General features: G+C 67.0%; 14 protein-coding genes and 2 pseudogenes. 9 read left to right on the top strand and 7 right to left on the bottom strand.

Going from position 1 to position 13565, the window contains the following annotated elements:
* The first annotated feature begins 29 nt into the window (after positions 1–29).
* From AB0I77_RS22425 to AB0I77_RS22415, 3 genes and pseudogenes are all read left to right on the top strand, one after another.
* Positions 30–1241: an acetylornithine/succinylornithine family transaminase gene (locus AB0I77_RS22425; RefSeq protein WP_363284418.1), complete on the top strand. Its 1212-nt coding sequence runs from the start codon at positions 30–32 to the stop codon at positions 1239–1241.
* Between the two features lie 175 nt (positions 1242–1416).
* Positions 1417–1866, top strand: a pseudogene (locus AB0I77_RS22420) (IS6 family transposase); the annotation flags it as partial.
* Positions 1867–2072: 206 nt separating this feature from the next.
* Positions 2073–2408, top strand: a pseudogene (locus AB0I77_RS22415) (3'-5' exonuclease); the annotation flags it as partial.
* 500 nt (positions 2409–2908) lie between these two features.
* Here the strand turns inward: AB0I77_RS22415 and AB0I77_RS22410 are convergent.
* A complete protein-coding gene (locus AB0I77_RS22410) occupies positions 2909–3136 on the bottom strand; it encodes a hypothetical protein (RefSeq protein WP_363284417.1) in 228 nt (75 codons plus the stop codon).
* Positions 3137–3313: 177 nt separating this feature from the next.
* Positions 3314–4210, bottom strand: coding sequence for an AraC family transcriptional regulator (locus AB0I77_RS22405; RefSeq protein ID WP_363284416.1), 897 nt, complete (start codon positions 4208–4210; stop codon positions 3314–3316).
* Positions 4211–4314: 104 nt separating this feature from the next.
* Between AB0I77_RS22405 and AB0I77_RS22400 the strand changes: the two genes are divergently transcribed.
* Both AB0I77_RS22400 and AB0I77_RS22395 read left to right on the top strand, forming a co-directional pair.
* Positions 4315–5073 carry a nuclear transport factor 2 family protein gene (locus AB0I77_RS22400; protein WP_363284415.1) on the top strand — a complete coding sequence of 253 codons (759 nt, stop codon included), beginning with the start codon at positions 4315–4317 and terminating at the stop codon, positions 5071–5073.
* Positions 5074–5209: 136 nt separating this feature from the next.
* Positions 5210–5473 carry a hypothetical protein gene (locus AB0I77_RS22395; protein WP_363284414.1) on the top strand — a complete coding sequence of 88 codons (264 nt, stop codon included), beginning with the start codon at positions 5210–5212 and terminating at the stop codon, positions 5471–5473.
* Here the strand turns inward: AB0I77_RS22395 and AB0I77_RS22390 are convergent.
* From AB0I77_RS22390 to AB0I77_RS22370, 5 genes are all read right to left on the bottom strand, one after another.
* Positions 5358–5693 carry a DUF3052 family protein gene (locus tag AB0I77_RS22390; protein WP_363284413.1) on the bottom strand — a complete coding sequence of 112 codons (336 nt, stop codon included), beginning with the start codon at positions 5691–5693 and terminating at the stop codon, positions 5358–5360. The two genes, AB0I77_RS22395 and AB0I77_RS22390, sit on opposite strands and share 116 nt — an antisense overlap.
* Before the next feature lie 351 nt (positions 5694–6044).
* Entirely contained in the window at positions 6045–7586 is a 1542-nt protein-coding gene (locus AB0I77_RS22385) for an MDR family MFS transporter (protein ID WP_363284535.1), read from the bottom strand.
* A gap of 141 nt (positions 7587–7727) precedes the next feature.
* The gene (locus tag AB0I77_RS22380; protein ID WP_363284412.1) at positions 7728–8660 is read right to left on the bottom strand and encodes an ester cyclase; all 933 of its coding nucleotides are present in this window, start codon (positions 8658–8660) and stop codon (positions 7728–7730) included.
* A gap of 57 nt (positions 8661–8717) precedes the next feature.
* Positions 8718–9536, bottom strand: a complete 819-nt coding sequence (locus tag AB0I77_RS22375) for an SDR family NAD(P)-dependent oxidoreductase (protein WP_363284534.1) — start codon at positions 9534–9536, stop codon at positions 8718–8720.
* A gap of 397 nt (positions 9537–9933) precedes the next feature.
* Positions 9934–10602, bottom strand: coding sequence for a TetR/AcrR family transcriptional regulator (locus AB0I77_RS22370; RefSeq protein WP_363284411.1), 669 nt, complete (start codon positions 10600–10602; stop codon positions 9934–9936).
* A gap of 236 nt (positions 10603–10838) precedes the next feature.
* On the opposite strand from AB0I77_RS22370, the gene AB0I77_RS22365 reads away from it, so the two are divergent.
* From AB0I77_RS22365 to AB0I77_RS22350, 4 genes are all read left to right on the top strand, one after another.
* Positions 10839–11963, top strand: a complete 1125-nt coding sequence (locus tag AB0I77_RS22365) for an oxygenase MpaB family protein (RefSeq protein WP_363284410.1) — start codon at positions 10839–10841, stop codon at positions 11961–11963.
* A gap of 23 nt (positions 11964–11986) precedes the next feature.
* Complete coding sequence (locus tag AB0I77_RS22360; protein WP_363284409.1) at positions 11987–12634, top strand: LUD domain-containing protein; 648 nt, start codon at positions 11987–11989, stop codon at positions 12632–12634.
* Between the two features lie 47 nt (positions 12635–12681).
* Positions 12682–13035, top strand: a complete 354-nt coding sequence (locus AB0I77_RS22355; RefSeq protein ID WP_363284408.1) for a DoxX family protein — start codon at positions 12682–12684, stop codon at positions 13033–13035.
* 105 nt (positions 13036–13140) lie between these two features.
* Positions 13141–13515, top strand: coding sequence for a hypothetical protein (locus AB0I77_RS22350; RefSeq protein WP_363284407.1), 375 nt, complete (start codon positions 13141–13143; stop codon positions 13513–13515).
* Positions 13516–13565 lie beyond the last annotated feature (50 nt).

Genomic DNA, 13565 nt, shown 5'->3' with positions numbered 1-13565 from the left:
CACCCCGCACAGCCGACCGAGGAAAGACCATGTCGCTCTCCCACGAACTCATCACGACGGCCCAAGAGGTCGGACTCGGCAACTACCGGCCGGCGCCCCTTGTCGTCGCGTCCGGACACGGCCGTCACCTGCGGGACACAGAAGGACGCGACTACCTCGACCTGACGGCGGGCAACGCTGTTACCGCGGTCGGGCACGCCCACCCCCGCGTTACCGAGGCCGTCGCACGCCAGGCCGCCGCCGTACTGCACACGTCGAACCTCTTCCACAACGAACCGTCGGTGCGCCTTGCGCAGGAACTGATCCGGCGCACTCCGTTCGACAGGGTCTTCCTGTGCAACAGCGGGGCCGAGGCGAACGAGACCCTCATTAAGCTCGCCCGTCGGCACCACTATCGCCTCGGCGACACCGGGCGGGTCGGCATCATCGCAACCACCGGGGGATTCCACGGCCGCACGATGGGCGCGCTCACTCTCACCGGTCGGGACGTCTACAAGGTGGGGATGGGCCCCCTGCTCGGCGGCGTGGACCACGTGGCGTACAACGACCTCGGCGCGGTCGAGAAGGCCATCGGACCGGGGACCGCGGCCGTGATCGTCGAGACCGTCCAGGCCGAGGCGGGCATCGTCGTCGGCAACGACGACTACCTGCGTGGCCTGCGCGAACTGTGTGACGACCACGGCGCGTTGCTGCTCTTCGACGAGGTCCAGACGGGTTATGGACGAACGGGGAGGTTCCTTTCCTGGGAGTGGAGCGGGGTCGTCCCCGACGCCTGCTCCCTCGCCAAGGGCATTGCCGCCGGGCTCCCGATGGGCGCGGTCGCTGCCCGGGAGTCACTCGCCCAGGCGCTGCCCCCGGGCAGCCACGCGAGCACCTTCGGCGGCAACCCCGTCGTATGCGCGGCGGCGCTGGCCGTCCTCGACATCTTGGACGACGAGTCACTGGTCGAGAACGCCGCAACGCGGGGCGCGGCCCTCGCCGCCGGCCTCGCGGCCCTCGTCGACGACCCGGCGACCCCTGTCACTGAGGTCCGGGGCAGGGGTCTGCTCCAAGGCCTCGTCCTGGCGGACCACATCGCCCCGGCCAGAGTCCTGGACCGCCTGCGAGAACGAGGCGTCCTGCTGTCCCGCGTCGGCATCCAGGTGCTGCGCTTCTCCCCTGCCCTGAACATCACCGCCGACGAACTACGCCAGGGCCTGACGGTGGTCACGAAGGTACTGCGGGAGTACGGGGCTGCGTAGGCTTCGCTCCGGTATGTGACATGCGGGAACGATGCAAGCAGGTTACTGAGCTCTTCGGATGGCACTGGCACGTTGGCTGACCGGTGGGATGATCTTCTGGTTGATCAGCTTGGGAAGGGTCGTCCGTGGGGAGCGCGTCGCTGTCGTACAAGGGGCACCGGTACCCGGTCGAGGTCATCTCGAGACGATCCGCCGCTGGTGCGCCAAGTTCGGGCAGGCCTACGCCAACGCGCTGCGCCGCCGGCAGCCCCCGCCCGGTGACAAGTGGCACCTGGACGAGGTCTTCATCAAGATCAACGGGCGGTTGCAGTACCTGTGGCGGGCCGTCGACCAAAACGGCAATATCCAGGACATCCTGGTGCAGAACTGGCGGGGCAAGGCCGCGGCCAGGCGTTTCTTCCGCAGGCTGATGAAGAGGACGGGTGCGGTGCCGCGGGTGGTCGTCACCGACAAGCTCCGCTCCTACGGCGCTGCCCACCGCGAGGTCATGCCCTGCGTCGAGCACCGCCAGTCGAAGTACCTGAACAACCGGGCCGAGAACGGCCACCAGCCGACCCGGCGGCGTGAACGGGCGATGAAGGGCTTCCGCTCCGTGGGCGGGGCCCAGCGGTTCCTGTCCGCGTTCAGAGTATTCGCCCCACTTCCGGCCCCGCCGCCAGCTGATGCCCGCCCACGACTACCGAGCCGAGATGACCGTCCGCTTCGCCATCCGGGAGCAGATCACCGGCGTCGCCGGCCTTGCCGCCGCGGCCTGAGCACAGGCCCGGCCCCCAAGCCCACCCTGCCCCGACGCGCCGTCAGGCAGTCACAGCCAACAACGTGACAACGCCCGTCGATAACTATGGACCCGAAGCCGTCATCGCCGCCGTCAACGCGCTGACGGAGGAAAGCAAGGCGGACGTCACGGTCTCCACAGCCCATAAGGCAAAAGGCCGGGAGTGGCCCGAAGTCGGAATCGCCGACGAATTTCCCCCGCCACCCGACAGCGACCAGGAGGACGACAACGGCCGTCCGATCCCGGAACCCGTAAGCGAGACTGACGCACGCCTCGCCTACGTCGCCGTCACCCGCGCTCGCCACTGCTGCTCTTTATTTCCGCAGGTCAGAGGCCATGTTTACTCGCTGATCAAATCCTCGGGTCGAATCCGGGGCGAATCTGAGCTGTAGGTATCGTCGTTTCTGTCCCCTACCCGCGCGGCATATCCGGGCATTTCGGGTGTCAAATGTGCTCCAGTGTCGTTCTGGAGGAGACATCTCGGAGGCTGATGCACTCGGAAGTACATGTACGAGGTGTCTTCTTGCCGCCCCGCTCTGGCTGCACTCGATCACCGATGGTGCACCGTGCGGCAGACCTTGGAAGTGATCACTTGCGAGAGCGGACGCAACCACCATCTGGATGTGTGGGGTGCTCGCTCGCGGGGCGTCACCCGCGGTGCATGCGCTCAAGTCGCGATCCGTCAGGTGCGTGTCATCGCGCCACCTGGCGTGGGAGCCACTGATGCGGTCGACTTCGCCTCACCCCAGCACGCCGTGAGTGAGTCGTGGACCAATCGCGCGTACACGCCAGGATCCGCACATGCTGTCTCGCTCGCGCGAGCCCGCTGACGAATCAAGGCCCGAATCAAGGCGTCCTGTTGCTCGTCGCGGGCCACGCCGGTCGCCAATCCTCAGTCCACGCTGCGAATCTGGTCAGGCACGTGGGTCACAACCATGTGGTTGTGGCTGAAGAAGCTGATCTCGTACGGCACCGCTGACTGGATCACCGTCAGCTGACCTTCGTTGAGCATCACCTCGCGCTCGCCCTGGTGCACGACCGCGATGCCTTGCTCGTTGAGGAGAATGAAGCGGCCCGGCCGTGCATCATGTGCCGCCCCTGCGATCTCGAAGACTTCCATCACGATCCTTGCGCCTGCGACGTCAATCGAGAATGACACCGCGTGGACCTGCGTTCCAGATTTCGCATCGACGCCGCCAAGGATGGCGCAGCATCACTCGAACGTGAGGTCCGGTGGTCGTGGTCGTGGTCGTGGCCGTGCCGAGGTCGCGTCGTCGAGTGCCGTCCCAGCGCAGCGTCAGGCCCCGGCCCGCGGATGTAGAACCTGTCGGGCCGCGTTCCTGAACTGGATCGGGCTCTGTCCGGTTCGGGACTGGAAGTACTTGCTGAAGTTGGTGGCACTGCTGAAGCCGAGGTGTGCGGCGATGCGGACGGCGGTCTCGTCGCTGTGGGCCAGGCGGCGCTTGGCTTCCAGCGTGACTCGTTCGTCGATGAACTCCTTGGCGTTGGTACCGACCGCGGATGCGGTTGCCCTCCTCAGCGTGCGCGGGGAGTAGCCCAGGGCTCTCGCGTAGTCAGCGACCTGGTGGGTCTTGGTGAAGTCACGCTCGACTGCCTCGCGGAATCGGCGGAAGGTCTCGCTGTCTTCCGTAGTGCTGGGAAGCCCGCCCGGGCGGTCGGCCAGCCGGAGCACCAGCACGGACAGCAGGTGCCGCAGGATGGCGATGTGCACGTCGAGCGGACTCGCGCCGACGGCACCGAACTCGTGACAGAGGTGCTCGATCGCCAGATCGACGGCATGGTCGTCGACGGCGTCGTACTGCACCGGGCCACCCAGCGTCTCCAAGCGAGCCGCGACCACCGTGGTCGGATCGAGGAAGTCGCTCTCGAAGAGCACGAGATGCCCCTCGACCTCGCTCAGGTCTCCCCACCTGTGGACCTGCCCCGGACGGACCCACAACCAGCTCCCGGGGGTCGCGTCGTACGTGGTGAAGTCGACCTCCTGCTTCAGTGTCCCGCTGACCGTGGCGATGAGGTGGTGGAAATCGGGGCGCTGCGGCGTCGTGAACCTGCCGCCCCCACGCCGCCGGAACTCGGCCAGTGACATCACCTCGACGCCGGCCGGAGTGCCGACGCGCGCGTGGAAGTCCACCCTCGGGATGGCATCGCGGGTGCGCTGTCCGATATTCACCATCACGAGACCAGAACCTACCGCAGCACCGACCGAATGCGGGACCACTGTTGATGTCAGAAACCACAAGCCGCCCACCAGGCCACACGCACGAGGGAATGACGAACATGAGCGACAACAAGACCACCGTCCTCACCGCAGTCAAGGAGATCTTCGGTGACAGGGACGTCACCGCCGTCGACCGGTGGGTGGCCGCCGACTACCGCCAGCACAGCTCGGCCGCGCCCGACGGACCCGAAGGCCTGCGTGGGCTGATCGGGTCACTCACCGACGACGTCCGTCACGAGGTCGCCCGGGTCATCGCCGAGGGCGACCTGGTCGCGGTCCACGGCGTCTACCACGGCTTCGGTCCCGACCCGCTGGTCGCCCTCGACCTGTTCCGCGTCGCCGACGGCAAGCTCGCCGAGCACTGGGACGCGCTCACCCCCCAGATCACCAAGACCGTCTCGGGCCGCTCGCAGGTCGACGGCCCGGCAGAGGTCAGCGACCTCGACAAGACTGAGGCCAACCGTGCCCTGGTCCTCGAGTTCGTCGAGAAGGTCCTCAAGGGTGGTGACTTCTCCGTGCTGACCGACTTCATCTCCACCGAGCAGTACGACCAGCACCACCCGGAGATCGCTGACGGGCTTGACGGGCTCGGCGCCGCCTTTGCGGCGTGGGCCGAGCAGGGCAAGAACATCGCCTACGGGACGACTCACCGCGTGATCGCCGAGGGCAACTTCGTGCTGGTGGTCTCCGAGGGCGTGTTCGATGTTCCGGTCGCGTACTGGGACCTGTTCCGTGTCGCCGATGGCAAGATCGTCGAGCACTGGGACATCGTCGTCCCCATCCCGGACACCCTGCCGCACGACAACGGCCTGTTCTGATCGCCGGACCAGAAAGGCGATGACGCGACGGGCACACCCCGATTTGCCGGAAAGACGATCGGGCTCAGCGCCGACAACGGCGCAGCTCCACAACAGCTGATACGGAGCGGCTTCCTACCCCAAGGAGATCGAGGACGTGCCGGCCGGTGACCCGTCGGTCCTCGAGACCGCTGTGATCGGCGTCCCCGACGAGAAATGGGGAGAAGTCGTCGTCGCCTATGTGCAGCCACGGCCGGGTCTGCCGGTCGATCCGGCGGCGTTGGAAGCACACGCCGCGCGCAGCCTCAGCGGCTACAAGCGGCCGACCTCGTACGCCGTCGTGGAGGCCATCCCGAAGTTCGCGGCGGCGTTGACGAGACTCGTCTGGGACCCCCGGCGCTCGTCGCGGCGTCACCGCTAGTCCAGGGCTTGACGTGGCCGTTCTTCCCGGCCTTCGGGACCATCAGCCAGATCGTTCCGTATTCGTCCAGAGACTTCGCGGCATCGAGCAGGGCGTCGGCGAGGTCGCCGTCCTCTTCGCGGAACAACAGCACCACCGCGTTGGGGACGCCGTCGTAGTTCTCGTCGAGAAGGTCGTTTTCAGTGACTTTCTCGATCCCGGCGCGCAGGTCGTCGTCCACGTCGTCGTCGTGGACGAGTTCCTAAAGTCACTGCGCGGATCTCTCTGGGCGTGGCCGCAAATGCTCACCGGGAGGACGACCGCAGAGGTGAGTGCCTGGCGCTGAGCGAAGCTCCGCGTCGTTCTGCCGCCATCGCGTGGGGATGGTGAGGAAGGACTTGCCGTGATCAGCATCGTCGGTCCTCCAGCACCACAAGATGCTGGAGGAATACGGCAACTTCCGGATACCGACGTTTCACCAGTGCAGCCGTCATGGCAGCACTGGCCGCAGGCATCTTCGCCGTCGCCGGAACCTTCGCTGGCGTCTATGTCGGCCGCCGCCAAGCCACCGACGGCGTACGAAGGTGACCTTTCAGGCCTGGCTCTCGGCCGGTGCGGTGGTGGGATGTCCAGGCTCGGGAGTGCGGTCCTTCAGTGCTGTCTCGCGGATGAACAGAGTCAGTGCGAGGCCGAGCAGAGCGGCGGGAGCTGCGAACAGGAACAGGTCGGCGATGCCGTCCCCGTAGGCGCTCGTGACGACGGTGCGCAACGGCTCGCGGAGCTTGGACACGTCCGGGACGGCACCTTGGGTGTCCGATCCTCCGGCCGGTGCGCCGATCCTGGTGAGCCCGTCGGCGAGATAGTGGGTCACGCGGCTGGAGAGCAGGGCGCCGAGTGCGGAGACGCCGATGGTGCCGCCGAGTGAGCGGGTGAAGGCCACCAGGGAACTCGTGGCACCCAGGTCGGTACCGTCCGTCTGGTTCTGTGCCGCGAGCACGAGGTTCTGCATGCTCATTCCGAGGCCGAGGCCGAGGCCGGTGAACGCCATCGCGCACGCGACCTGCCAGTACGGAGTGTCGTGGTGGAGGCGGGCCAACAGGGCCAGGCCGGCGGTCAACAGGATTCCGCCCGTCACCAGCCATGCCTTCCAGAGCCCGGTTGCGGTGATGAACCGACCGGAGACGGTGGAGGCCAGGAACAGGCCGGCGATCATCGGGACGGTCATGAGCCCGGCCATGGTCGCGGATTCGCCTCGGGCGAGTTGGAAGTACTGGCTGAGGTAGACCGTGGCGGCGAACATGGCGGCGCCGACGAAGAAGGAAACGGAGCTGGCGAGAGCGATGGTGCGGTCGCGGAAGAGACGCAGCGGAATCACCGGATCGGCCGCCTTGGTCTCGGTGACGGCGAACAGGACCGCCAGGGTCACGGACCCGCCGATCATGGCGTAGGTCTGCCAGGAGTTCCAGGCGAACGAGTCCCCGGCCAGGGTCACCCACACCAGCAGCAGGCTGACAGTGGAGGTGATCAGCGCGCCACCCATCCAGTCCACCTTCTTGCCCCCGTCGCCGACCGGCAGATGAAGGGTCCGTTGCAGAACGCCCAGCGCGGCGACGGCGATCGGCACACCCACGTAGAAACACCAGCGCCAGCCGAGCCAGGACGTGTCGGTGATGACACCTCCGATCAGCGGTCCGGCGACCGTGGCCACGGCGAACACCGCACCCAGGTAGCCGTTGTAGCGTCCCCTCTCACGCGGCGGGATCATCGAGGCGAGGACGATCTGGGACAGTGCGACCATGCCACCCGTGCCCACGCCCTGAACGGCGCGCATCGCGATGAGAAGTCCGGTGCCGTGGGCGAGCCCGGCGAGGACGGACCCCTTCACGAAGATCACGAGAGCGGCCTGCACCAGCCGTTTCTTGTCGTAGAGGTCCGAGAGTTTGCCCCACAGCGGGGTGGACGCTGTCATCGCGAGCAGCGTCGAGGTGACGACCCAGGTGTAGGAGGACTGGCTTCCTCCCAGGTCCGCGACGATGTGGGGAAGCGCGTTGGAGACGATCGTGGAGGACAGGATCGCCACGAACATGCCAAGCAAGAGCCCCGACAGGGCCTGCATCACCTGGCGTTGGGTCATGACCGGTGCGACGGAGGCGGACTGGGAGGCCTCTGAGGGCTGCGGTTGATCGGTGGTCGTCATGGGTGCTCTCAGGGTCGCGGGATCGCGGAGCGGGGCGCGGCGGCGGCGAACCGCACGGCACCCCGGCCCGCAGATTGATCAGTGGTTGTTGATGACGCCCAGGGAGCCGAGCATCGCGAGGAAGTCCGTGGTGTCCCAGTGCTCGACGATCACCCCGTCCTCGAAACGGAAGGTGTCGGCGGTGGTGAAGTCGACGGCCCGACCAGTGGCGGGGAGAGGGCCCAGCTCTCCGAGGTGGCAGCCGTCCCAGCGGCTGCGGGTGATCACCCGGTCCCGCTCGGCCACTATCTGCACCTGGTATGCGCGGCCCTTCTGGAAGACCTTGCGAAACCCGACGAACTCCTCGTTGAAGTGGGAGGCACCGTCGGGGGCGCGGCCGGTGTTCTGGATGTAGGCGTCGGCCATCCCGTAGGCGTCGTCGGCGTTGCCAGTGGCCACTACACCTTCGTACATGGCGCGTACCTGGGACTTGTGCCAGTCCGGCCTGGTGGTCTGCCGGTTGACGCCGACGCCGAAGGGGGAGCCGGGCATCTCGTCGAACAGCGGGATGCTCGTGGGAATCAGGCCACACTCGGCGAGGATCCGGTAGCTGTCCTCCACCTCCCAGTGCTCGACCAGGCGGCCGTTACGGTGCCGGAAGAAGTGGTGGTTGCCGATGCGGAAGCTTCTCCCCGTAGGGTCATGACCGGCGTACGGTCCCTCGTGTGTACCGGAGACGTAGGTGCGCAGGGCGACCATGTCGCCCTCCACGACGACACCCACGTTCTCGTGTACCTCGTAGGACAGATCGGGGAAAGCAGCGCGCAGGGTGAGCAAACGGTTCTTCTCGCCGTTGCGGCCGGTGGTTCCGGTGCGCCGGTGGCTCTCGAAGGTCGGGGCCAGCAGGCGGTCCACATCGTCGTCGGTGCCTTCGTTGAGGGCCTGGAAGTACTCCCGTACGAGGACGTCGGCCTGTTGGTTCTCCCACGTGAGGTGGAAGCCGTCGAGGCTGGTGGCGGGGATCAGACTCATGGTGGTGCCTTTCGTGCTGAGTCAGGTTGTTGGTGCCCCCCTTTTTTGTGTGGCCGGTCAGATCACGCCCATCATGTGGGCGATCTTCTGGTCGGCTTCCTGGTCGGACAGGGAATCGACGAGGTCGAGGATCTTCTGGTCCTCGGGGTCGGTGAGCACCCGTGTGGGCGGGTTCGGGTCATCGAGATCCGCCTTGGCGAACCGTCGCAACGACTCACCGTAGAGAGCCTCCTGCTCGGGTGTGAGGCCGTCGATGAGAGCCTGTTGATTGCGTGCCGCCTTGGGGAGCGCGTTGGTGCGCATCTTTCCGGCGCGGACGATGGTGACCGGGATGGACCAGGGCAGTAGTTCGCGGCGCAGCAGGTCCATCAGGCCCTCCATGGCGAACTTGGAACCGGCCAGGATGCCCTTGTACGGCAGGGCGACGTGTCCGGTGAGCGAGCCGATCTCCACGATGCGACCGCGGCCGCGCCGGAGGGCAGGAAGCAACGCTTTGATGGTGGCTACATGCCCGAAGACATTCACGTCGAACTGGCGGCGGATCCCCTCCATGGAGACGATCTCCATCGGCCCGGGAACGAGGATGCCGGCGTTGCTGATCAGGGCGAACAGCCCCTGATCGCCGACCTGTTCATCGACAATGCGCGCCATCTCCTCGACCTGGGCGTCATCGGTGATGTCCATGACGATGGGAGTGACCCCGCCTTCGGTGGCGAGGAGAGGTCGTCGGACTCGGCCTCGCTGAGGGTGGTGCCGAAGATGCGATAGCCCTCTTCGGCCAGCAGGCTCGCAGTGGCCCTGCCGAAGCCCTCGGAAGCACCGGTGACGACGACAGCTCGGGCGCTGGCGCACTGCTGCAGCGTCTCTGCCATGCATTCCGCCGGACTCGAGAGCCGGTCGTTGTCCAGGCGCAAGCTTTCCAAGGCGGCCCTGCCGTAGGGCGTAGAAGTTCCATGCTGCTTGCGTGGGCTCGGTGGTTCGGCCGGTTTCGCCATGCTGCTGTGCCGCCCGGATGAGGTCGGCGGTGGCGTCCAGGGTGCGACTTCGAATGGCGGCGGCCTGGGTGGCGTACTCGCCTGTGCCCCGTCGCCGTGTTTCGGCGAGGAGTGTGCGCAAGTTCCTGTCTATGGCTACGTCGCTCAGCGCCTCGCCGACAACCGCCCCGGTTGGTCGAGCAGTGTGCTGTCCGGCTCGAGGGACGCCGGCCGCTGGTCAAGGCGCTGATGGATCCGCTCGTCGTGGACCGGGTGTGGGCGCCCGACGCGTGAGGTCGTCACTCCTGGCTGCGAGGTACCGGTCGGACTCGTGCTCCCACCGTGCGCAGTGAGATCGCGACATAGCGATCGGCGATCTCCTCCGGCGTGAGGGGGCCTTCGGGGTGGAACCAGGCGGCCACTGCCTGGCACATGCCGAGGAGTGCGCGACCGGTGTCCGGGGCGCGGTCCACCTCGAACAGGCCCTGTGTCACGCCCTCCTCGATGATCCCGAGGAGCAGCTCCTCCAGTTCCTTGCGCAAAGCCGCGTACTTCTTGCGGTTCGCGGGTTCCAGGTAGCGCAATTCCGAGTCCAGGCCAGCTGTCGCTGCCCGGTGGGTCATGTGCAGCACGATGCACTCGATGACGTTGGCGAACCGCTCCAGTACCCGGCCTTGGGCCGCTGAGTCGGCGAGGTGGGCCCGGTGGAGCACTTCGCTTATCGCGTCCTCCAGGAGCGCGACGAGCAGCCCTTGCTTGTTCTCGAAGCGGTAATAGATCATCGGCAGGCTGACTCCGGCTCGGCGGGCGACGTCCCTCACCGATGTGCCGTGGTAGCCGTGTTCGCGGAACTCCTCCAGCGCTGCCGCCAGGATCGGGTGCAGTTCGAGCGGTGCGAACGTTCGCCAATCGTCGATGCGCACGTCCCTGTCCGAGGGGGCACTCACGCCGGGCTTCGTGGCCGACATCCACTACTCCTCGTGTTGTGGCCGACAGGCCGGTACACGCGATTCTAGCGAACGTTAGCTTTGAGCTGTTAGGGACGGTGGCGGGAGGCCTCCGTGAGCGCACTCGGGCGGTGCGGCGACTTGACCTTTCGCTAAATCACAGTAACTTAGGTGATTAAGTGATCGGCGGTGCTCGGTGGCCACACCCGCGCAGTGCACGACCGGTCAAGGATTCCAAGCCTCCTTGGAGGTCAGGCATGACAACGCAAGCCGCCGCAGACGAGCGAATGGCTCTCATCGAACGGTCGCTGAAGGCCGGAGACCCGCTGGCCGACGCTGTGATCGCAGAGATGGACGAGCTGGGGGCGTCCGCCCGACGTCTTTTCAACGAAGGACTGAAGAACGGGCTCTCCTCGCTCGATGACGCGCCCCCGGCGATCGCCGCCCTGCTGCGCGAGGTCCAGGCCGTCCCCGACTGGGTGGACGCCGAGAAACTGGCCGCGGGCGAGACCGCGTACCTGTCCGTCGACGTGCAGTGGACCCAGATCGCGCTGGCGCTCGGCTCGCTTCTGCCCGAGTACAGCGCGCCCCGTATCGCGGGTGTTCTCGCCGGTACGGGGCGGTTGGTGACCATCACCCAGCGCCGACTGCAGGAGACGGGCAAGTGGCTCAACAGCGTTGCGCTGCCCGGGGGAATGCTCCTGGGCGGGCCCGGATACCTCGACACGGTTCAAGTACGGCTGATGCACGCGCGAGTGCGCGCGACCCAGCAGAAGCACGGCTGGGACGTGGAGACCCTCGGTACGCCGATCAACCAGGTCGACCTGGTGCGCACCTGGCTGGACTTCACGTACAGCCCGCTGAACGCCCTGAAGACGCTGGGGATCACTTTCACCGACGAGGAACTGGCGAGCATCTACCAGTACTGGCACTACGTCGCCTACCTCCTGGGCGTGGACCCCGCTCTGTACCGGAGCATCAACGACCACGAGCAGGCGGGCGAGTGGTACGCCGCGATCGAGGCGGTCAACGGCGAGCCGGACGAGAACTCCATCGCTCTCACCTCGGCCACGCTGGAGGTGCTGATCGCGATGCTGTCGCAGATGACACTCAAGACCCCTGTGCCCCTGACCGAGCAACTCGTCGCGGCGTTCGCCCGCCGCATTCTGGGCGACGAGCTCTGCGACCGGCTCGGCGTGGGCCACTCCGAACTCGGCCCCCTGGTCGACCTGTTCGCTCGCAACAATCAGCAGACCCGGCGCTGGCAGCGCTCGTCTCCCGAGGCCTGGCAGCAGGCGCTGAACGAGACCATCGAGGCCCGGCGCTTCCTGGTGAGCCTCACCGAGGGCGCGACCGTGTACGAGCAGAACCTGGCTGCCTGAGCCGCAAGACAAGGAATCCCCCCATGACTGAGAGCACCACCAGCGAACTGCTGCCCGTGGACGACTCCTTCGGCATCCCGGTGTCGGCGGCGAGCATCGACCGGGCGGCGGACGCGTTGAGCGCGAACGGCTTCACTGTGCGGATCGCGGACACGGCCGCGGACGCGCGCCGACTCGTGAACGAGATCCTGCCGACGGACAAGACCGTCTTCACCTCCACCAGCGAGACGCTGCGGCTCACCGGCATCACCGAGGACGTCGACGGTTCCGGACGGTTCATGAGTGTCCGGGCGAGCCAGGCCGACTGGGACCTTCGTGCACGGTACGACGAGGTTCGCCGGACGCGATCCGCCCCCGACATCGTGGTCGGCAGCGTCCACGCCGTCACTGAGGACGGGCGCCTGGTCACCGCGTCCGCCAGCGGCAGCCAGCTCGCACCCTACGCCTCCGGTGCCGCGCGCGCCGTGTGGGTCGTGGGGGCCCAGAAGATCGTCCCCGACCTGGAGACCGCTCTGCGCCGGATCGACAGCTACTCGTATCCCAAGGAGGACGCGCGCGCCCAGCAGGCCTACGGCCAGCGGAGCGTCGTCGCCAAGATCCTCATCAGCAGCCGGGAAGTCGTACCCGGCCGCGCCACCGTCGTCCTGGTGCGCGAAGCCATCGGCTTCTGACGCATTCGTGCGCCTGCCCTTCTCCCCAGCCCCCCCGGAGTTCAGCCATGTTCATCACCGCCGCCATAATCGCCGTCCTGCTGGCCCTCGCCTTTCTGGCCGCAGGCGTACCCAAGGTCGCAGGTCAGGCCAAAGCCCTGGCGCAGGCCGACCATCTGGGTGTGCCCCACGGTGTCAACCGGGTCATCGGCACCCTCGAAGTCCTCGGCGCCGCGGGTGCCGTGGTCGGGCTGTGGCTCGCCTGGCTGGGCGTCGCGGCCGGCGCCGGTCTCGCTGTGCTGATGGTCGGTGCCGTGGGCGCGCACGTCCGGGCCAAGGATTCGGGCAAGGCGATCATCCCCGCCGCGGTGTTCGGGCTGCTCGCCGTCGTGTACGTCGTCTTCCGGGCAGCGAGCGCCTGACGGAGTCGATGTGCCGGGGAGCACCAAGCAGTTGAACGGCCGACAGCCGGCGGGCCCCAAGGGCACACGGACTGGCGGCTGTTCGCTTTCTGAAGTGGAGGGGCAATGGACCGTCTGGAATGGGTTCGCAGGCACTACGCCGAGTCGGCTCTTGCGCTGGACCCCGATGCCTTCGTCGAGGGTCTGGGCAAGGATGTCCGGATGAGCCGCGGGGCGGCGGTCATTGTGGGGCGGCACGCGATTCGGGAGGCCGTCGAGAAGATGCGAGCCGCCGGCCTTCTCGCCGTCCGGCATGACATCAGCGGCCTGTGGGAGCCCGAGCCCGGTGTGGTGGTCGCTGAGGCGACCGTGATGTACCAGTACGAGACCGAGGTGACTCCGGCCGTTCCCGTGGTGAGCGTTTTCCGTTGGCAGGGAGATGAGGTCGTGGATCTTCGCGTGTACATGGACAGTGCGCGAGGACCCCAGCGTCCCTCTTGAGCGGCGCGCAGGCGAGATCGCTTTGACCGAAGGCGCGGGCACGCAGTGGT

This window comes from Streptomyces sp. NPDC050619 (assembly GCF_040654815.1).
Taxonomy (GTDB): Bacteria; Actinomycetota; Actinomycetes; order Streptomycetales; family Streptomycetaceae; genus Streptomyces.
The sequence above is the reverse complement of the archived record's forward strand: the minus strand, read 5'-3'. Positions and strand labels throughout refer to the sequence as shown.

What these genes read in the sequence shown, in the direction of transcription:
- AB0I77_RS22380 (WP_363284412.1), bottom strand. Translation starts at nt 8,660, where the DNA reads ATGAGTCTGATCCCCGCCACCAGCCTCGACGGCTTCCACCTCACGTGG.
- AB0I77_RS22385 (WP_363284535.1), bottom strand. Translation starts at nt 7,586, where the DNA reads ATGACCCAACGCCAGGTGATGCAGGCCCTGTCGGGGCTCTTGCTTGGC.
- AB0I77_RS22360 (WP_363284409.1), top strand. Translation starts at nt 11,987, where the DNA reads ATGACTGAGAGCACCACCAGCGAACTGCTGCCCGTGGACGACTCCTTC.
- AB0I77_RS22375 (WP_363284534.1), bottom strand. Translation starts at nt 9,536, where the DNA reads ATGCATGGCAGAGACGCTGCAGCAGTGCGCCAGCGCCCGAGCTGTCGT.
- AB0I77_RS22370 (WP_363284411.1), bottom strand. Translation starts at nt 10,602, where the DNA reads ATGTCGGCCACGAAGCCCGGCGTGAGTGCCCCCTCGGACAGGGACGTG.
- AB0I77_RS22405 (WP_363284416.1), bottom strand. Translation starts at nt 4,210, where the DNA reads ATGGTGAATATCGGACAGCGCACCCGCGATGCCATCCCGAGGGTGGAC.
- AB0I77_RS22400 (WP_363284415.1), top strand. Translation starts at nt 4,315, where the DNA reads ATGAGCGACAACAAGACCACCGTCCTCACCGCAGTCAAGGAGATCTTC.
- AB0I77_RS22350 (WP_363284407.1), top strand. Translation starts at nt 13,141, where the DNA reads ATGGACCGTCTGGAATGGGTTCGCAGGCACTACGCCGAGTCGGCTCTT.
- AB0I77_RS22425 (WP_363284418.1), top strand. Translation starts at nt 30, where the DNA reads ATGTCGCTCTCCCACGAACTCATCACGACGGCCCAAGAGGTCGGACTC.
- AB0I77_RS22365 (WP_363284410.1), top strand. Translation starts at nt 10,839, where the DNA reads ATGACAACGCAAGCCGCCGCAGACGAGCGAATGGCTCTCATCGAACGG.
- AB0I77_RS22355 (WP_363284408.1), top strand. Translation starts at nt 12,682, where the DNA reads ATGTTCATCACCGCCGCCATAATCGCCGTCCTGCTGGCCCTCGCCTTT.
- AB0I77_RS22410 (WP_363284417.1), bottom strand. Translation starts at nt 3,136, where the DNA reads ATGGAAGTCTTCGAGATCGCAGGGGCGGCACATGATGCACGGCCGGGC.